The following is an 18,421-nucleotide window of genomic DNA, read 5'->3' on the forward strand; positions in this document are numbered from 1 at the left end:
TATTGAGTTGAGTGAATGAACATGACATTAACTAAAGCATCAGGTGTAGTTGGAGCTTCTTCAATATTAGTAGCAGGAGGAAGTTATGGAGTTAGTATTTTATTTTCTGGAGTAATGCCAGATTATGAACCTTTATCTAATTCTGATGGTAAATATGTTTCAGATTTCAAAGATTACTTTGTAGATGCAAGCAAGAATGATTCTTGATGAAAGTGGTCATATAAGAATAGGTATTTAGTTTATGAAGATAAACAAGATTATGATGGCGAGCAAAGAGTTGATCCTAAAACTTTATTTGTTGGATTAACTGGAGGGTTGGGAAAAACAGATAAGCATATACAAAATGTTTGTTTAAAAGTATATGAAGCAGAAAATGCAAAAGTTAAGAAGGGAGTTTCTGCTAACGATGAATATGAAGAAGCAGATATTTGAAGGTATTGTACTGGAGTTAAATACAAGCCTAAGACTATTGCAGAAAATATGGGAGAAGATAGTTCATATAAGGGTTCAGATGCAAGCAAGAAAAGTTATGGAGAGGAATATAAAGATCAATTAGTTTCTATTACTGTTGACGATAATGTTTATTTTTGGAAAGAGCAAACTAGATTATTTTTCAAAAAATCAGGAGGAAGATCAGGATCTAAGTTTAAGAATGACAAAAATTCTATATTTGGAAAGCTTTGACATAGGGGTAAGGGAGATATTAAAGAGGAATGTTTAGCTGCATATAAGTTACCTAAAGATAACACAGAACAGAATTCACTGGTTTTAGAAGACGATCTATTTAAGTTTTGTTCTTTGAAGGGTCAGAAATAGACAAGTAGCAGCGCATCCTAATATGGAATATTTATTTGATATTGTTGAGGTAGTTTTTTAGTTTACGAGCAAGAAAACTTGGGTTGTTTGGTCTTTGAATAACTAGATCAAACTGATTTGTTATTGTTTGTTGTTGAATATGGATTTTGCTTATAAGAAAGCTTCAATTGTTTTCTTCTCGATTCTAGGATCATTTGTTGTTACTGGAATTAACTATAGATCTTCTATACAGAATGTTTATCCTCTGACTATTTCTGAATCTAGAAGTAAGTTAAATAATGAAGGAGTTGTAAGTATTAATCAGAATAAGAAAGTAGTGTGGACATATGGGAAAAATTCTTTTGGGGAGAAGAATAAGAATTATTTAGCTGCTACTTTTAAGGGAGTTAATGATGATTGGTGGATTAAGAAGCAGAATTGATTTTTTTCTTATGACAGGGCTCTATTGAATTATTTTCACTTTTATCATTTTTATGAAACTAATAGGAATAAGAAGTCTAGTGAGATAGTTGGATCTCTTAGGGATACTTGTAAGCAGGCTTATTCAGATAACAATGTCATTGCAGAAGCAGAGATAAGAGAAGTTTTTGGGTTTTGTTCTAATTTTTAGATATTTTTTTAAATCAACAAGTAGCTTTCTTTGAGGTATGTGTTAGGTAAGTTATTAATTGTATATCTAGTTTTATTAATAGTCTTTTTTTGTTTTTTGTAGAGATTTAAATTTATGGCTACCCTTAAAGGAGCTGCAGTTGTTGCTGGAGTAGTTGTGGTTGCAGGATCTGGAGGTTACGGCCTTATTTCTTTTCTTAATCGTGATATGCCTGATTATTTTTCTTTGAGTGCTTCAACTTTGAGCAATAAGTATTTAGAGAATTCTCATGACTATTTTGTAGATGCAACTAAGAACGAAGGTTGATGAGCGTGGGTCTATAAAAATAGATATCAAAAAGATCTAGAAAAAAATTCTTCTTACAAACCTACTGCCGCTTTTAGTGGTTTGACTAGTGGCTATGGCGAAGATGGTAAATCTATAAAAAAGGTTTGTGCTCAAGTTTATTTGGAGGAAAAAAGCAGCACTAAAGTAAAGGCAACTGGAGCCACAGGAGAAGAATATTTAGAATCAGATGTTTGAAGATATTGTTCTCCTGTCTATAAGAAACCAAAAACTGTTTCAGAAGTTAAAGATTTAGGAGAAAGTAAAAATACTGAAGAGAAAACTAATTATTCAACTAGCAACGCTTATGGACAAGCGCACGCAGATAAGTTAATTTCCGTTGAAGCTCAGGATAGCGATTTCTTTTGAGTTGAACAGGAAAGGTTATTTTTCAAAGATAGTGGCGTAAGATCAGGTCAAGGAAAATCTGTAAGCTCTATATTTAAAACTCTCTATGAAAACGAGAAAGGCGGAAAAAGAAAGAAAACAGAAACTCTTAAGTCAGTTTGTAAAACAGCATATAACACAAGCACTTCTGACAGCAATTTGCAAGAAGCAGATGTATTTAAATTCTGCTCTTTGAAGGGAAGTAAGTAATTGTTTGTAGATCAAAAAATTTAATTAAGTTATGTCTTTAATTCAGATAGCAAAGGGTTCTTCTTTTGTAATGCAGAGATTCTTGGGGGGGGGTTATTCATATTTGTTTGGTAGAGGAAAGTTGTTCTTCGAGATTTTGAAGATTATCAAAACAGATGAGCGCATTACAGATTTAGAGGGTTTTCAGAAGCATCCTCTTGTAGTAGGAAATAGGAGAGTTTTTAAAGGTGTAGATATTGTTGAGACTGCTTACGAAAAGGTATTTACAAAACAAATAAGTTATTTGAAAGTCACCTCATCTTACGTATCTGTATTTTCTTCTATGAAGTGCAGGTAAGAGATATTAAGAATTAGTGATATGAATGATATTTTTTTGACTTTGTGTTTGAATGTCTTTTGTTCTTTGTCTAATTAGATAAGGTTCATGTCTAACTCCCCTAATTAAAAGATCATGTTTTCCCCTGTTAAGTTTGCTGCTATAGCAGCATCTCTAGTTATTGGAGGTTCTTTGATTCTTGGAGCTGCTCAGTTAAATTCAGTTCCTTTTACTATTGAAGAGGCTAGAAAAGCTGGATATGTTGAGGAGTATTTGTCTAATACTGGGACATATGGTGTTGATACATTTGGAGAGACATATCAGAAGTATTTAGTTGGAACTAATTCTTCTAACAATTGATGATGGGCTAGAAGAGAGAAAAAGTTTTTTGATCTGAAGGAAGCTCCAAAAGGGAATTTGTTTAAGAATTTGTATGAGAAAAATGGACAAGAAGTAGATAAGTTTGAATCTCTAAAGAAGGTATGTATGAATATTTATTCAACTCCTAAAAATAATGTTTTGAAAGAAGATGAGCTTTCTGCATTTAGATTTTGTTCTCCTTTGGGAAAGAAAAAATTTGGTCAGTTTCATTAGAATTACTAATTCTTATTTTTAGTTTATGAATCCAGCTAAGTTAGGAGCTATTACAGCTGCCTCAGTTGTGGCTGTTGGAGGAACTGGGTATGGTGTTTTTCATTGATTTAGCGGAGAAATTGTTGTAGTTCTATCTAAGACTTCTAATTTTGATTCTACTTATAGTGAAGATAAGCATATTGGGAAAAGGTATGGTAATTATTTAGTTGCTCCTTTTGGAGGAGTTATAGAAGGAAGTAAGTCTGAGAATAGAGGTTGATGAAAGAGAGCTTATGAAAGATGGAGTAATGATTCAAGCGTAACAATTGATAAATCAAGTTCTGAGTTTGGAAAAGATAATGTTAAGTCAGGTTACAAGATTGAGAAGGAAAAAGGAACAAATGATGATAAGTCTCTTAATAAAGTATGTAAATCTGTTTATTTAAAAAAGCAAGATGATCATTTGGATCCTAAGGCGAATAGCACAGATAATAAACACAAGTTATGAAATGACTTGTGAAAATATTGTTCAGTTTTAGAGGGAATTCCTGAGTTATTGAACGCAACAACAGACAATACAACTTTTCTAAAGAAAGAAGAATTTAAGCATAAGGCAGTTGCAGTTACTTATGCAAACAGCAAAGCTACAGATAGATTTTGAGAAATAAGAAATGATGAGTTTTTCGGAGCAGATGGTAAGAATGGATTAGGACATGGAATTTCTGATTCTATTTTTGCTACTTTGTATGGAAAAAAATCTTCTAGAAATGAGAATGATACAATAAAAAATATTTGTAAAGAGGCTTATGAAAGAGAGATTTCTAAGGCTCAGGAAGCAAATAAACCTAAGATAAAAGAGGAAGAAATTAAGAAATTTTGTTATTTATTTCCTGAGAAATAAGTTGTCTTACTAAGTAGTTTTTTTGGCGATTTTTATAAAAAAGTTTCAATTTGTATCTAAGCTAGAAGAACAAAAATATATTTTCATTTTTTCATCTTAAGGAACTTGTTAATTTGTTGTAACTTTTTTATAAGGGTTCTAGGATCAAAGATCAAGGTTCTAGATTATTTACATTGTTTAGTTTTACAAAGGCGGCTATTACATTAATAACTGGTTCTGCTGTTTTTGCTTTACTTTATTTTGGCGCTTACGCTCTTAGATCAAGAGATGTATCTTTAAGAATACGGTCAAGTTATAGGAATCGTTCTGGGCCTGGAAGAAAGTCTTCAAGTCGTTGGTTTATTAAGGAACCAATTTTAGGCACATTTGGTTCTGACTTTAGAGGTCATTTCATAGATGTTCATGTTCCTGCTAACAATAGTTGATGAAATTCAAATTACACAAATATATTTTTGAAGAATATAGAGGATGGCACTAACTATAGAAAGACTAGTTCTGAATTTTCTAATGTCAAAAGCGTAGAAGATCTGAAGAAAAAGTGTGATGAAGCTTATAAGAAAAATACAAGGATTGATATTTCTCCTATTAATAGCAATTTAGAACAATACAAATATGAAAACGATGTTTGAACTTATTGTTCTGAAGAAGGAAGAGTTCCTGTTACTGTCTTAGAACAGAGAGATGGGTTGAAAGGAAGAAGCAGATTGAGCAACATATATTCATCCAGAATGATTTCAACTACCTCTGAAAAAAATAATATATTTTGAAGGAGACATGCTGCATCTTTTTATGGCAATAAAGACAAAACAGTTGGTTTAGGGATTAGTGCTAAAAATGAAGCTGCTGGATTTAAACAATTGTATGAAACAGAAGATAGAACACTTGATTCATTGAGAGAGTTGTGTGAAAAGAATTACAGTTATTTTTACAGCGATGAAATTACTGATATAGCAAAAGAGACTCTTAGATTCTGTTCTTTGGCTGGTTCTTCTGATTTATAGGCCTTTAAATTGAAACTTCCAACTTTTGTTCTTGGTAGTTTAGTTTTTGTAATTGGCACAGGAGCTCTTGTTGTAAACAAATTTTTAAGCTCCAGACTTAAATCTTCAGTTCTTCGTTCTAATTTATCCTCTTTGCTAGTTGTTCCTGATGCTCCTGCTAGTAAGGAGATTCAGAATACTAATGAGGGAACTTTTGGTCATAACCTTAAATATCACTTTGTTGATGCAGAAGATGCAGCGAATGATTTGTGATGGAATTGGAGTTATCAGTATAGATATTTGCCGTCTAAGAGGATGCAATATGTAGAGCTTGAATTTGCATCTAATTCTTTTAGGAATGTTGCTAGCTTTTCTGCTTTGAAGGATGCTTGTAAAAGCTTTTATTCTAAGGCAATTAAATCTTTTGATTTTGAAAAAGCGGACAAATCATTTAATGAATATGATGTTTGGATGTATTGCTCTATAGATGGGTTTTCTCCTGTTACTTTAGAAGATGATTTAGATTGGAAAGTTGCATGTGATTATGAGGAAGGAGAGATTGAAGAAGATGATGTTTTGTTTTTCTGAGAAAGATGTTCACAGATGAAAGAGGATAGAAGAGAAAAACTATTTTCTTTCATTCAAGAGACCTCTTTAGTTTCTACTAATTCATTTAATGATTTGTTTTGAGAGAAACAGGCAAAAGGTTTCTTCGCTTCAGGAGATAACAAATGGGAGGGAATAGGTAAGAAAGCAAAATTAGATGAGGCTGGCTTTAAAGATATTTTCTCTTCTACAAAGAAAGAAGAGCAGACTAAGGAGGCGTTAAAGAAAAAATGTAGGGAGAATTATGAAAAGAAACCAGAAGAATTCGAGAAAGTTTTAAATGAGGTTGTTATGTTTTGTTCATTGAGAGGAGCTAGTTCACTAGGTGATGAAAGTTAAATCCTAAAATTTCAATTTTCAAAAAAATAGCTGGTAGATGTTGTTGGTTTTTTTAAATAAAAGACAAAAATGTTTTTGCAGACTTTTCGGGTAGAATCTCCAGTTCTTTTAATAAGTTAGCAAAATGAGTACAGTTAAATTAGCGACTCTGTTGGCCGCTTCGGTTGTGATTGCTGGGGGAGGAGGATATGCCGTTCATAATGCAGTTGGTTGGATGATGCCTACTTACACTGTTTTGTCTAAGGGTAGTAGTAATGGAAAACATACAGACGCTAATAATGTAGGAAAGAAATATGAGAATTACTTAGTTGATCCTTTTGATGCAAGTAATGAGAACTGATGAAATTGAGCTTATAGGTGATGAAAGTATGATTTTGATAATAAGACAGTTAATTTGAGTGATGAGTTTGAGAATGAAGACAAGATTAAGTATGCTTTCAGACCTGAATCAGCAAATGGTAGTGATGATTCTAAATCCTTAAATAAGGTATGTAATTCTGTTTATGGGAAACCTAAGACTGATTTAACTCCTACAAATAATGCAAGCGACAACCAAAATAAATTAAATACAGATCTTTGGAAGTATTGTTCTGTTTTAGTTAGAAGGCCAGTGACTGTTGCAGGAAATAATGATGAGAGTTATTCAGGAATTGGAGTTTATGGAAATACTCAAAAGGATAAATTGGTTTCTGCGAAAGATTCAAGCAATTATTTGTTTTGAGAGATCAGAAATAAAGAGTTTTTTGGGGAAAATGGAAATAGTGGAATAGGGAATGGATTAAATGATTCTGATTCTTTATTTAAGAAATTGTATGATGATAAAGATAAGAAAGATAGAGGCACAATAAAAGATACTTGTGAAAGAGCTTATTCTTTGACTGCTGCGGGCACAAGCGATGAAGAAAAGGCGCAGCAAGTTAATGTTCTTAAGTTTTGTTCATTTGAAGGAGAGTAGATCATGGATCCAACTAAATTAGCTGTAGGAGCTGGAACGGCTGTATTGATAGCTGGAGGTGGTTATGGAGTGAGTACTTTGTTTGATGGGAGTATGCCTAATTATTTTTCTTTGCCTGACCAAGCTGATAAATATATTACTGACTATTATGATTATTTTGTAGATCATTCAAAACCAGATAATGATGCTTGATGAAGATGGGTTTATAAGAATAGATATCAAGTCGCTCTAGGAAGCAATAATAAACCTGTTGCAGGGTTTGCTAATTTGAAAAGCGGTGATGGAAAGGATAATTCTATAAAGAAAGTATGTGAGAAGGTTTACGCAGTGGCTAAGGAAAAAAGCACCAATACTATAAAGCCGTCTGGCGCTTCTCAGAATACTGAATATTTAGAAGCAGATGTTTGAAGATATTGTACTGCAGTTGAAGTTAAGCCTAAATTAGTTTCTGAGGTTACTAGCGGAACTGCCGAAACCTCTTCCTATACAGAAACTAATGCTCATGGTAAAGATTTGGCAAGTAAGTTAGTTTCTGTTTTAGCTGAGGAGAATAGTCATTTCTGAGAAGAGCAAGAGAGAAGATTCTTCAGAGATCAGAAAGATGATAGTAGATCAGGAGGGCATGCAACTACTGCGGATAGTTCTATATTCAAGGCTTTATTTGACAAAAGAAATAAACGTAGAAGCAAGAATGAAACTTTGAAAAATGTGTGTAAAGATGCATATAACAAATCAGAAAGCACAACTCCAAAGGTTTCTAAGGAACATGTTCTTAAGTTTTGTTCTTTAAAAGGCAAAGAGTAATTGATTATGTCTGCATTGGTTAAGGCAGCAGCTGGTTTGGGCGTAGTAGCAACAGTGACTACTGGGGGATATTTCTTGTTCGCTGATGGTTCAATAGAAGTTTTTGTTATTTCAGATAAAGGAAGCATTGATAGTGTATATAAAACAGGTACGTTCGGAAATGCGTATGCTGATTACATGGCCGATCCGTTAGCGGAAAAAATAAGCCATTTTGAGGAGCGGCATTTAAAAAATGGCAAAGTGATAGTGGCCAAAAAGGGGTGAAGTTTGCGGATGTTCAGTCTGCTTATGAAGATGACAGTGAACCAGCTAAAGAAAAGGCGTTAAATCAGATTTGTAAGGCTGCTTTTACGTCGCAGAAGACTGATGTTTTAATTGATACTGCTGCCGATGATGCAAACAAGTTTAAAGAATCAGAAGTCTGAAAATATTGTTCAGCCTCAAGAACTGGTTCTAAACCTGTTTTGTTGAAGGATTCTCAGGATCAAGAAGATCTTAAATTAATTACAGCCGCAGGAAGTACTGAAACATGAGGTAAAAAATCTAAAGATCATTTAGTTTCAACAAAAAATACATCTAATGATTGATTTTGAGAATTAAAAGAGAAGAAATTTAGCTCTGAGAAGGATTCAGAGACAGTCGGCGAACAGAATATATTCAAAACTAGAAAGAGAAATGGAAATTCAGTTAAACAAGCTTGTCAACTTGCGTATGTCAAGGATTCAACAAATAGTACGGCTCAAGTTGAGGAAGCAGATCTTAAAAAATATTGTTATTTTGAAAAAGTAACTTAGTGATGGATCCAACTAAATTAGCTATAGGAGCTGGAACAGCTGTATTGATAGCTGGAGGAGGTTATGGAGTTAGTACCTTATTTTCTCAAGAGCCTATTTACTTAAAGACTGCAACTGTTGGAACTTTCGGAGAAGATTTTCAATTGCATTTTGCTGATGCCTCTGGAAATGAAAATGATTCTTGATGAAGTAGTCGTTTTAGTGAGAAATATAAATCTGAAACAGCGCAGAGCAACGATTTTAAGAATTTGTCTGGATTTGATAAGTTAAAGGAAAAGTGTAACGAGGCTTATAAAAAAGCCACTAAGACAGATATTTCCCCTGATGAGGATTCTGATCAATCTAAAGCAAAATATGAAAGCGATATTTGAATCTTCTGTTCTATAGATGGAGTTAAGCCTTTAACTATAGGAGAATCTGTGAACGAAGAGCCTGATTTTAAAGATGGTGGTCAGCATGTTTCTAAATTAGGCGGAACCAAAAAGAAGAAACTAATTTCAACAAAAAATAGTAGTAATCAAAAGTTTTGGGATAGACAAGCTAAGGCTTTCTTTTTGCCAAAGGAAAATAAAGATAGTTTAGGAAAGAGAGCTTCTGATGCTGGCGCAGGATTTAAGACTCTTTATGATGATCAGAACAAACGAGCAACAAAGGATTTAAAAGATGCTTGTGAAACTAGGTATAAGGATACTTCTGATAGCGGCAATAAAGACAATGAAACTCTTAAATTTTGTTCTTTACAGGGATATAAGGGTAGCTAATTAACTTAGTTAGTTATGGCAATGGTAAAAGTTGTAGGAGGGATTTGTGTATCTGTTGCATTAATAGGAGCTACTAGTTTAGGAGCAGTACTTCTTTTGAATAATGGTATGCCTGAATATACAACTTTAAGTAGCGTAACTTCTGGTAAGTATGTAGAAGAGCATAAAGATTATTTTGTGGTTGCAGATGGTGATACAAACAATGATTGATGAGAATGAGCTTATAGGAATAGATATGAATTAATGGATAAACCAGCAAATGGTAGTAAGTTTGCTGGAATAGCAAGCGGTGCACAGGGAGAAAATTCTTTGAAAGCTAAATGTAAGGATGTTTATACCAAGGATAAAGGGGACATAAATACAGGAACTACTCATGAAATGAATAAATATTCAGAATATGAAGTTTGGCAATATTGTTCATTGTTAAGAAAGAAACCTAAGACTATTCAGGAAGCGAATAAGGTTTCAACTTACACTACTGCAGGAATGTATGGAAAAGATAAAGCTGCTAATCTAATAGATCCGGATCATCTGGACAATGAAGATTTTTGAAACTTGAAACATTCGCAGTTCTTTGGTTGGAGTAATAAGAAAGGGGCTGCTTCAAACGGACAGGAGGCAACAGATGATAAATCAATTTTTAATAAACTTTTCAAAACTAAAAATTCAACTGGCAAACAGATAAAAAGCTTGTGTAAAGAGGCGTATTTTAAGAAAGAAAGCGATGAAGAAACTCCTAAAAAGGATGTGCTTAGATATTGTTCGTTAAAAGGTACAGAATAACGAAATGGCAATTCCTGCAAAGTCTGTTGCGGTTGGCACAGCTCTTACTGTTACAGTTGGTGGTTCTGCCGCGATAGGAGCTAAATATTTATTGAGTGAATCAATAGAAGATTTTGTTTCTCTTAAAAGCTCTGACCATGCTAACAAATATGCTTCTGACTATTGAAAGTATTTTTTAAGTAATGAAGAAGGGAAAAATAGTAAGGGGTGGGAAAAATTATTTAAAAAACTTTCAGATGATAAAAAAGTTACAGAAAATCCAAGGACAGTAGGTAATAAATTTAATAGTTTAAGTGATGTTGATGCTTTAAAGAACGCTTGTGTTGTTGCATATGGATCAGATAAGAATAATGTCGTCACTTCTTCTCCAACTGATAGCCAATACTCTGAAGAAGATGTTTGAAGATACTGTTCTGCTGTAAATAGAAAACCAACTGCTGCTGGAGTTTTTCCTAAGGAGGGCGGAACAGGAGGACAAAAAGAATCAGAAGGTTATCCCGAAAACTCTTTTGGAAGGCAAAACAAAGATCAACTAGTTTCTATTACAGATCCTGAGAATGCATTGTTTTGAGATGTTCAGGAAAAATGATTCTTTAAAAAAGAAGATAACGGTTCAGATAGAACATTTTCAGGAAACGGATCATCTATTTTTAAGAAGTTATATGATTCAGGCAAAGGATCACTTAAAGATGTTTGTGAGGAGGGTTATAAATTAACTTCTGCTAATGCAAATAATAAGGTAGATGAAAATGATTTATTTAAGTTTTGTTCTTTAAAGGGTTCTAAAACTACTTAATTAATCATGGATCCAGTTAAAGGTTCTATTGGAGTTGCAGCAGGTGCTGTAATTGTAGGAGGAACTGCTTTTGGAGTATATAGCTCTATGGATCCTATGCCAGAATGTGATGTTTTGTCTGGTATGAATAATTTTTCTGATAATAACGATTATCAAAGCGGAAAATATGGTTTCGCATATGGCGATTATTTAGTTGATCCTGATAAGTTGTCAGAACCTAAAAACAAGGATTGATGAGAGTGATCTTTTAGGTTATTGGGTAAGCAAGATAAAACAAAAATTAAAAAGCAGTTTGCAGGTGTTTCAAAAGCTTTTGATAGTACTGATACGAAGGCATTAAATCAAATTTGTAAAAACGCATATAAAGCTAATAAGACTGATGTGACAGATAATGCACAAGATACTGAAACAAACAAATATTTAGAAGCTGATGTATGGAAATTCTGTTCTATATCTTCAAATGGAACTAAACCGATTTTGCTTAATAAATCTGGCAATACAGAAGATCAAAAATTAGTAGGAACTTCTGCTGATAATAGCAATAAATGAGGAAAGAAAAAAGAGGATGTTTTGGTTTCTACAAGAGTTGAATCTAATAATTGGTTTTGAGAGTTAAAAGAAAAACAATTTAGGTCAGCGAGCTCCGTTGTTACAAATGAAACAAACAATATTTTCAAGGCTTTGAAGGAGAATTCAAATGGTACAGTTAAGGCTACTTGTCAGAGAGCGTATGATATGGATTCTTCAAGTAGCGCTACTTCAGTAAAAGAAGCTGATTTAAAGGCTTATTGTTATTTGGAAAAATCATCTAGTTAAGATCTTGAGTTACATTAAGAATTGTTGTTATTTGTTACATGTAGAGAGTTAGATATGCAGAAAATTTAAATTTTTGTATTTTTTAATTGCAGATGTTTAATAAATAGCCAACTTTAATTTTTATTTGAGAGTATTAGTTATTTATGGATCCACTTAAGGCAACTTTAGCAGCAGGGTTTGGTGCGGCGGTTATAGGAGGAGGTTGAGGTTTGTCTGATTATCTTATTTCTGTAAGGTATACAACTATAAAAGAATCAGGCACTGATGCTTATTCTGCAGAAACTATTGGGGGAAGATACAAGGATCAGTTTGTTGATCCTCTTCTTGCAAGTAACGAAAAATGATGGAACTGAGTTTATGAGAATGTTTTTAAAGTAGATAAAGCAGGATCAAAGATAACTATTAGCAGTGAGTTTTCGAAAATCGAAAAGGGTTTTGTAAAAGATATTCCAACAAATGCTACACAACATTTAAATCAGGTTTGTCATACAGCTCTTCTTAAAAAAGAAGTTGAAGTTATTAATTCAGATTATGTGAAGAATATCTGAAGATATTGTTCTTCTGATTCTGCACTTTTCTCTGAGAAAGGAAATGAACCTACAGCAAAGACACTTTCGGATGAGACAACAACTTCTAATACTTATGAAAATAAGTTCGGAGGTATTACGAATAATAAATCTAAGTTAGTTGCAGATATTGAGGGTAATAAAGGTTGGTGGGATTGAGTTTATGAGAATGTATTTAAACCATTTAAGGAAAAAAGTTCTGATCAATTAAATAGTCATTTTGGGTCAGTAGAAAAAGGATATGGAAATACAAATGATGATGCTACAAAAGCCCTAAATAAAGTTTGTGAGACCGCTTATAAGAAGGATAAAACGGATTTTTCAAATGAAACGACTACGGGAAACGAAGACAAAAACAAATTAAAGAAAAATGTTGAGATGTTTTGTGTCAAAGGCAAAGATAAATCTTTATCTATAGCTTAGCTTATGTCAGTATTAAAGACAGTAGGAATAGTTGGATTGGGAACAGCTGTAACTGGAGGAGGTGGTTATTTGATTTATGACAACTTTATTGATATTGGAGTTAAGACATTGAAAACAAAAGATTATGAAGAAGGATCATTTGGAAGAAAGTATGGGATGTATTTATTGGATCCTGCAAATAAAAAGAATGCAGAAGAGTGAAATAAGGCTTTTGAAAGATGAGATAAAAATCAGCAACAAACATCACCTAGCCCTTCTTTAAGTACAGAGTTTGCAAAAAATAAATTTACAAAAGGATATGCAAAAACTGGAGAGGAAGGAGAAGATAAAGCCTTAAATAAAACTTGTGGAGATTTCTTTAAAGAAGAGAATTATGACTCATGAGCAGCTAATAAAAAAACTAATGTCTGAACTTATTGTTCTATATTGAAATCAGAGCCTAAGTTGGTTCCTACAACTGGGCATAGTTATACAGGCAAATTTGGCGGCGAATCTACTTTCAGCGGAAAATTAGTTGCTGTTAAGGAAGGCAATAAAAATGTAAATGAAGATTTCTGACGTAGAAGAAATCAGGAATTCTTTGGTGAAGTTGAATCAGATTTTTCTGGAGCAAAGGCATCTAAGGGTTCTATATTTGAAACTCTATATAACGATAGACATGCTCCTAGAAGAGAAAAAGAGATAAAGAATATTTGTGAAGAGAGTTATGAAAAATTAGTTAATAATGGAAATGCAAATGTTAAGTTTACGAATACAGATATAAAGCAATTTTGTTACTTGATTCCTGAAAGAGGTTCAGATAATTAATTAAAGACTTTGAAGGATTAAGGAAATCTATTCTTCTTGAGTATTTGATTTTTCTTTATCTTCTTGTCTGTATAGATCGTATTTGATTGCCTTGTAAATTCCGTAAACACAACCACCAGAAACTACAGCAGTTATTAATGTCTTAACTGCTAGATGCATTGATTACTTTTATTGCGGATTCCAGTTTTCTATTGTTGTTCCTGGCTTAGTACAGTAAATTTTTACTTCTGCTCAATGTTGGTTTTTTTCTTGTTCTTTATTTTTTTTAAAATCTGCTTTTCAATCTAAAACTTTGAGAGAGTTCTCGCATCTAGTTTGTAAATTTTTTATATTGGCATTTTTTATATTTCTCACATTAAATTTAGATAAGGTTGAATGTCTGTTTGCTTCTCCTAAATTAGTTTTTCAATGCTCAACTCTTTTTTCTCATTCTTTATCTCCTATAGCGCAAATCAAATTATTTTTAAATTTATTTCCTAAAGTGCCTTCATGGAATTTATCACAGAAAGAAGTGTCTTCGTTATCTGCATTATTTACTGAAAGATTAGCCACTTCAACGTCGTCTTCCGCTTCATTTACTTCTTTTTTTGTTTCTCTTTGCTCACCGTTTTTTTCTGTTTTTTTATTTTCCGCACTTTCTTTTAGGCTTTGATTTTTTTTATTTTCTTGTTCTTTAGAAAGGGTGTTACTAGAACCATGTTTAACTATCTCATAAATACCATAAGAAGAACCGCTAGTTAGGATAACTGCAACTGCAGCTTTAGTTTTTGATATTGCCATAATCTATTAGTGACTGTATCAGCCAGTTATTGATGTGCCTGATTTTGTGCAATAGTTCTTTACTTCTGCCCAATATTTTTCTTTTGCGAATCTTTCTCTTAAGCCTGATACATTTCAATCTCTTCCAATTAACGCATTAGAGCATCTTGCCTGAAGTTTCGTTTTTGTTAAGTTATTTTTATTTTTTGGATTAAATTTAGATCCAACTAACAAATGTCTCTCTACTTTATCGTTTAAGTTGGTTTTTCAATGCTCTAATTTTCTATCTCATTCTGAATCATTAGGGTCGCAAATTAAATCATTTCTAAATCTGTATCCTATTGAGCCAGGCTTAAAGGTTTCGCAAGAGAAGCTATTTCTTACAGGCAAAAAACTTGATCCTGACACATTCCTATATCTCGGCAGATCAACTGCGGCTGATGTTTGTTCTGTTTTCTCTTCTGATTTACTTGACTCATCCGACACATTTTCTGGTCTGGAAGTTTCAGAGTCAACCTTGTTTTCTCTAACGTTTTGTTCTTCGGATATTGTTTCTTGCTTATCACTTATATTTGTTCTGGGTTCGTCTTCTAAATCTTCCCCATCATCTTCAACCTCTACGATGTCGTTTTCATCAACTACTAAGTTTTCAGTACCTAAATTCTTTTTTTCTTCATTTGAATTGCCTACAATCGCGATTGGTTTCTCTTTTTCTTCAACAGCATCACTTGATCCATACTTAACACCTAGATAGGTTCCTGTTCCTGCAATGGCGGTTACTAAACCACCTGCAACTGTAGTTTTTGAATTAAGAATTGACATATTAAAAAAATGACTTGATGAGCAAGCTTTGAGTTTTTGCTTACTCAAATGAATGTGTAATTAATGTAACATATTCAGTTTATTCCAATCTACATGCGCTCAGTTTTCTTTAATTATCGTTTGTGAATGTCCCTACTTTTATGTTGAAAAATAAAATTTTTACTTTGTTTTTTAAATATTTCTTAATATCTTTAAAAATTTATATTTTTTTTGTTCTTGTTTTTGTACAGGTATCGCGTTAAATCTGTTTCTGATTTCGAACAATAAACTAGTTATTAGTATTCACTTTTATTTTTTTGAGACTTAGGAATTAGTCCAAGGTTATGGACTTCTTGAATTTATTGAATGTTGAAATTGGAGAGGGGATAGATAGTGGTTCTTATAACTGGAGTGCGTACTTTACTAGGTTCATAGTTATTTTTTGGTTCTTTGTTTTCCCTTGTATTTTTGGTGGTTTATTTCTATTCCTAAAGGAGATTAATAAGAATAAAAATGTTGTTTTTGTCTTTTCGAATTGCAAGAATTTCTGAATGCACAGCTATGTCTTTCATAACTTCCTATTCTGCTTTTTATTTGGCGCTTTTATATTCAACATTTTCTTTTTCCTTTATACGTTTGTAGATACATATTTATTAGAGTTGGATCATTTGTATGAATGATTTTGAGATGTTAAGAGTCCTAAGGCTCATTCTGTTGAAGATCAAAAATTTTTCTGGGCAGTAGTATTTGTTGGTTTTTTCTTACATACGTGTGTCTTTTTTTCTTATACTTATTACAATCTTTACAAGACAGATTCCTTTTTTGGAGAGACCTGGAGACTTTTTATAAAGAAGAATTTGCAGACTAATGAGAGGTTGAAGAAGTTTAGATTAAAGCATCCTTACTGATATGACAAGATTTACCCTAAGTTTCTGGACGTGAAGGTAGTTAATAAAGGAAAAAAAGATAGATCGGTAATTGTTATTGATAATTAATTTTTTTATTAGTTAGCGCAAAAATATGTAGCCAAGATAGTAACTATCTTAACTACTTTAACCGCAAGATACAGTCTCCTTAAGTAACGACCCCCCTAACTGTACTTAAGAACTATTGTTTATCTTCGCCGGTCGAGTCTACTTTTACTTACATTCTCTACGGAGAAGTGTTTAAAAATTGAAAAATCACAAAATTGTGTCTTTAAGAAAATGTATTTTGCAAATTAAATGGTTTTCAAACATGTTTATTTTTTTGTAATAAACAGTCCAACTTGTTAGTTAATTCGCAATAAAAAAGCATCAAAAGGAAGAATGCTTTTTAGTTACAGCGAATCAAGGAATGCTACTAAGAGAGCATTTCCATGGGTATACTTGGTTCTCAACCTGATACTTTTTTCTAACTTATTTCCTTTTTCTTTCTCGAAGGTACTATTTTTTGTCCCCCTTCTGTTATCTGTATATTTATACAAAATTTCTTTTGAGTGAGTTTCCATCTCGTGTTTAGCTGGATTAACTTTAATTTTTGTTCAGGATTTTATGTCCAAGCGCGGCCTGGTTGTTAAGACGAATTATCTATCTCCTTTTTTCGAAAGTTTCTTTCCTGTACATAGATGGGTCACTGGTTATGTTGTTTCTACTCATGATAGGGATATTGCGGAGTTGATTAATTTATTGATATTTGGAAATAAGAATAGCCATATATACACAGATCTAAAGGGTTTTGGAATACTTCATCTTATTTCTATTAGTGGATTTCATTTTTTATTGATTGATAAGTTTTTGTCTAGGTTTATTAAGAAAAGATGAATAGTTATTGTTGTTCTTATTTTGTATTGAGCGGCGATAGACTTTTCTATTCCTGCGCTAAGAGTTATTCTAGGTTTTTTTGTATTCAGTAAAAACTCTTTGAAAAAGTGAGCTTTAGTATCCTTGTTCTCTCTGTTTTTTAATGTTCATATATATAAGTCACTTAGTTTTCTTCTTTCTTATTTTTTCTCTTTGATATTTCTTGTCAATAGGAGATTAAATGATGGCAGAGTAAGGTTGTGTATTTCTAATTCTTGATCAGCTTTTATATTCGCAACTTTAGTTTTTCTTCCCTTTTATCCTCATAGGGTATATCCTTTGTCAATAGTTAATACTTTTATATTTGCTCCTATTATTTCTGCCTTGTTTATATACTTATGATTTACTTGGTTTATTCCAGATTTTTTAAATTTTCACAGGCTAGCTACTGATATTGTGTTATCTATTAATGAATGGTTTCCTTTAAATGCCTCTTCATTTGATTTAGAACATTGGAGTCAAGAATTATCTAATTTTCTCCTAGTTGTTTTAAGTCTATTGTTTTTAGTTCTTCATTATCGATGTTTGAAATTTACTACTCTAAGGATCAGGGATTGTTAGATAATCGAATTTATTTGTTTAAGAGACAACACAGGAATGTTAGACATTTGAGGAATTTGGATTCTTCTGAATTGGAGTTAGCTCTTGTACAAAGGAATTTAGGTGATGAAGAAGAAATAGGTAATTTAATAATTGAAAACTATAGAGGTTCTTTTGAGCTTTTAAAGGCTGTTATTCCTTTTGCGAAGGAAGATTATGAGAATATTTTGATGGTTCAAATTGGTACACCGGAAAAGGGTTTAATTGGGTTTTCTGATAATGCTGAAGTGGAGATTAAGAAGTTGAATGAGAATACTAAAAAGGGTTATATAAATCAATTGATTAAGAATAGGTATTCAAAAAATTTTCCGCACAATCTTCTTAAGTTAATTAAAGAGAAGGTACCTCCTTGTGCAACTTCTATAAATGAGTTGATGGAAAATGTTATTGTTTTGATGAAGAATGGGTTGCTTACGGACAATATATTGACAACCCTTCTAAGTACACAGAGGAGAGAACCTAATTTTTTTAACTTTTTTGAACTTTATATAGACAAAGAAGAAAACAGATGATTTTCTTTCTTTAATGAATTTGTTGTATGTCCTGAAACTCTAAGAAAATTTTCCTATTCTTTAACTTTTAAGTTGTTGGAGTTGAAGAAATTTTTGTCTTTAAGAAGTAAATCAGAGGATTTAAGTAGAATAGCAAGTCTTATGAAAGTAGAAAAATATTCTGTGTCTATACTTAATTCATATTTCAAGAGGCATGGAGAGCGGATGATTTTATGGTTGGACGAATTTATAATTGATTTGTATTTTTTACATTCAAGAGCGTTGCATTCTTTCTCGGCAGATTCTACTATTCTTAGGTATTTTTTGCTTAGAAAAAGAGTTGAGTTATTCGGAAAATAGTG

The 18,421-nt window shown here is 32.4% G+C and carries 24 protein-coding genes; 20 read left to right on the forward strand and 4 right to left on the reverse strand.

What is annotated here, in order from left to right; all coding sequences use genetic code 4:
- Positions 1 to 21: 21 nt before the first annotated feature.
- The 18 genes from H6411_RS03460 to H6411_RS03545 all read left to right on the forward strand — a co-directional run bounded on the left by H6411_RS03460 (position 22) and on the right by H6411_RS03545 (position 13,567).
- On the forward strand, positions 22 to 816 hold the full coding sequence (locus H6411_RS03460; RefSeq protein ID WP_216083249.1) for a hypothetical protein: 795 nt from the start codon (positions 22 to 24) through the stop codon (positions 814 to 816).
- 139 nt (positions 817 to 955) lie between these two features.
- Positions 956 to 1,426, forward strand: a complete 471-nt coding sequence (locus H6411_RS03465; protein ID WP_216083250.1) for a hypothetical protein — start codon at positions 956 to 958, stop codon at positions 1,424 to 1,426.
- Positions 1,427 to 1,540: 114 nt separating this feature from the next.
- Positions 1,541 to 2,347 carry a hypothetical protein gene (locus H6411_RS03470; protein WP_216083251.1) on the forward strand — a complete coding sequence of 269 codons (807 nt, stop codon included), beginning with the start codon at positions 1,541 to 1,543 and terminating at the stop codon, positions 2,345 to 2,347.
- 31 nt (positions 2,348 to 2,378) lie between these two features.
- Entirely contained in the window at positions 2,379 to 2,684 is a 306-nt protein-coding gene (locus tag H6411_RS03475) for a hypothetical protein (RefSeq protein ID WP_216083252.1), read from the forward strand.
- A gap of 114 nt (positions 2,685 to 2,798) precedes the next feature.
- Positions 2,799 to 3,257, forward strand: coding sequence for a hypothetical protein (locus H6411_RS03480; RefSeq protein ID WP_216083253.1), 459 nt, complete (start codon positions 2,799 to 2,801; stop codon positions 3,255 to 3,257).
- A gap of 25 nt (positions 3,258 to 3,282) precedes the next feature.
- Entirely contained in the window at positions 3,283 to 4,137 is an 855-nt protein-coding gene (locus H6411_RS03485) for a hypothetical protein (protein WP_216083254.1), read from the forward strand.
- Positions 4,138 to 4,310: 173 nt separating this feature from the next.
- A complete protein-coding gene (locus H6411_RS03490; RefSeq protein WP_216083255.1) occupies positions 4,311 to 5,138 on the forward strand; it encodes a hypothetical protein in 828 nt (275 codons plus the stop codon).
- A gap of 9 nt (positions 5,139 to 5,147) precedes the next feature.
- Positions 5,148 to 6,062 (forward strand): hypothetical protein, encoded by a 915-nt coding sequence (locus H6411_RS03495; RefSeq protein ID WP_216083256.1) that lies wholly within the window; start codon positions 5,148 to 5,150, stop codon positions 6,060 to 6,062.
- A 124-nt stretch (positions 6,063 to 6,186) separates the two neighbouring features.
- Positions 6,187 to 7,017, forward strand: a complete 831-nt coding sequence (locus tag H6411_RS03500) for a hypothetical protein (RefSeq protein WP_216083257.1) — start codon at positions 6,187 to 6,189, stop codon at positions 7,015 to 7,017.
- Positions 7,018 to 7,020: 3 nt separating this feature from the next.
- The gene (locus H6411_RS03505) at positions 7,021 to 7,821 is read left to right on the forward strand and encodes a hypothetical protein (protein WP_216083258.1); all 801 of its coding nucleotides are present in this window, start codon (positions 7,021 to 7,023) and stop codon (positions 7,819 to 7,821) included.
- A 6-nt stretch (positions 7,822 to 7,827) separates the two neighbouring features.
- Positions 7,828 to 8,148, forward strand: coding sequence for a hypothetical protein (locus H6411_RS03510; RefSeq protein WP_216083259.1), 321 nt, complete (start codon positions 7,828 to 7,830; stop codon positions 8,146 to 8,148).
- The gene (locus H6411_RS03515) at positions 8,082 to 8,615 is read left to right on the forward strand and encodes a hypothetical protein (RefSeq protein ID WP_216083260.1); all 534 of its coding nucleotides are present in this window, start codon (positions 8,082 to 8,084) and stop codon (positions 8,613 to 8,615) included. Before H6411_RS03510 ends, H6411_RS03515 begins: the two co-directional genes overlap by 67 nt.
- 2 nt (positions 8,616 to 8,617) lie before the next feature.
- Complete coding sequence (locus H6411_RS03520) at positions 8,618 to 9,376, forward strand: hypothetical protein (protein ID WP_216083261.1); 759 nt, start codon at positions 8,618 to 8,620, stop codon at positions 9,374 to 9,376.
- A gap of 15 nt (positions 9,377 to 9,391) precedes the next feature.
- Positions 9,392 to 10,159, forward strand: coding sequence for a hypothetical protein (locus H6411_RS03525; protein WP_216083262.1), 768 nt, complete (start codon positions 9,392 to 9,394; stop codon positions 10,157 to 10,159).
- Between the two features lie 4 nt (positions 10,160 to 10,163).
- Positions 10,164 to 10,955, forward strand: coding sequence for a hypothetical protein (locus H6411_RS03530; RefSeq protein ID WP_216083263.1), 792 nt, complete (start codon positions 10,164 to 10,166; stop codon positions 10,953 to 10,955).
- A 6-nt stretch (positions 10,956 to 10,961) separates the two neighbouring features.
- The gene (locus H6411_RS03535; RefSeq protein WP_216083264.1) at positions 10,962 to 11,771 is read left to right on the forward strand and encodes a hypothetical protein; all 810 of its coding nucleotides are present in this window, start codon (positions 10,962 to 10,964) and stop codon (positions 11,769 to 11,771) included.
- Positions 11,772 to 11,914: 143 nt separating this feature from the next.
- On the forward strand, positions 11,915 to 12,760 hold the full coding sequence (locus tag H6411_RS03540) for a hypothetical protein (RefSeq protein ID WP_216083265.1): 846 nt from the start codon (positions 11,915 to 11,917) through the stop codon (positions 12,758 to 12,760).
- 3 nt (positions 12,761 to 12,763) lie between these two features.
- The gene (locus tag H6411_RS03545; RefSeq protein WP_216083266.1) at positions 12,764 to 13,567 is read left to right on the forward strand and encodes a hypothetical protein; all 804 of its coding nucleotides are present in this window, start codon (positions 12,764 to 12,766) and stop codon (positions 13,565 to 13,567) included.
- Between the two features lie 27 nt (positions 13,568 to 13,594).
- Here H6411_RS03545 and H6411_RS05930 read toward each other — a convergent pair whose 3' ends face one another.
- From H6411_RS05930 to H6411_RS03555, 3 genes are read right to left on the reverse strand one after another with little or no spacing between them, the layout of a single operon-like run.
- Positions 13,595 to 13,726, reverse strand: a complete 132-nt coding sequence (locus tag H6411_RS05930) for a hypothetical protein (RefSeq protein ID WP_369408496.1) — start codon at positions 13,724 to 13,726, stop codon at positions 13,595 to 13,597.
- Positions 13,727 to 13,735: 9 nt separating this feature from the next.
- Positions 13,736 to 14,347, reverse strand: a complete 612-nt coding sequence (locus H6411_RS03550; RefSeq protein ID WP_216083267.1) for a hypothetical protein — start codon at positions 14,345 to 14,347, stop codon at positions 13,736 to 13,738.
- A 6-nt stretch (positions 14,348 to 14,353) separates the two neighbouring features.
- The gene (locus tag H6411_RS03555; protein WP_216083268.1) at positions 14,354 to 15,148 is read right to left on the reverse strand and encodes a hypothetical protein; all 795 of its coding nucleotides are present in this window, start codon (positions 15,146 to 15,148) and stop codon (positions 14,354 to 14,356) included.
- A gap of 323 nt (positions 15,149 to 15,471) precedes the next feature.
- On the opposite strand from H6411_RS03555, the gene H6411_RS03560 reads away from it, so the two are divergent.
- Positions 15,472 to 16,122 carry a hypothetical protein gene (locus H6411_RS03560; RefSeq protein ID WP_216083269.1) on the forward strand — a complete coding sequence of 217 codons (651 nt, stop codon included), beginning with the start codon at positions 15,472 to 15,474 and terminating at the stop codon, positions 16,120 to 16,122.
- 323 nt (positions 16,123 to 16,445) lie between these two features.
- On the opposite strand, the gene H6411_RS03565 is transcribed toward H6411_RS03560, so the two are convergent.
- The gene (locus tag H6411_RS03565; RefSeq protein ID WP_216083270.1) at positions 16,446 to 16,616 is read right to left on the reverse strand and encodes a hypothetical protein; all 171 of its coding nucleotides are present in this window, start codon (positions 16,614 to 16,616) and stop codon (positions 16,446 to 16,448) included.
- Positions 16,617 to 17,489: 873 nt separating this feature from the next.
- Between H6411_RS03565 and H6411_RS03570 the strand changes: the two genes are divergently transcribed.
- Positions 17,490 to 18,419, forward strand: coding sequence for a hypothetical protein (locus H6411_RS03570; protein ID WP_216083271.1), 930 nt, complete (start codon positions 17,490 to 17,492; stop codon positions 18,417 to 18,419).
- Positions 18,420 to 18,421 lie beyond the last annotated feature (2 nt).

This window comes from Candidatus Mycoplasma haematohominis (genome assembly GCF_902712995.1).
GTDB lineage: Bacteria > Bacillota_I > Bacilli_A > Mycoplasmatales > Mycoplasmoidaceae > Eperythrozoon_B > Eperythrozoon_B haematohominis.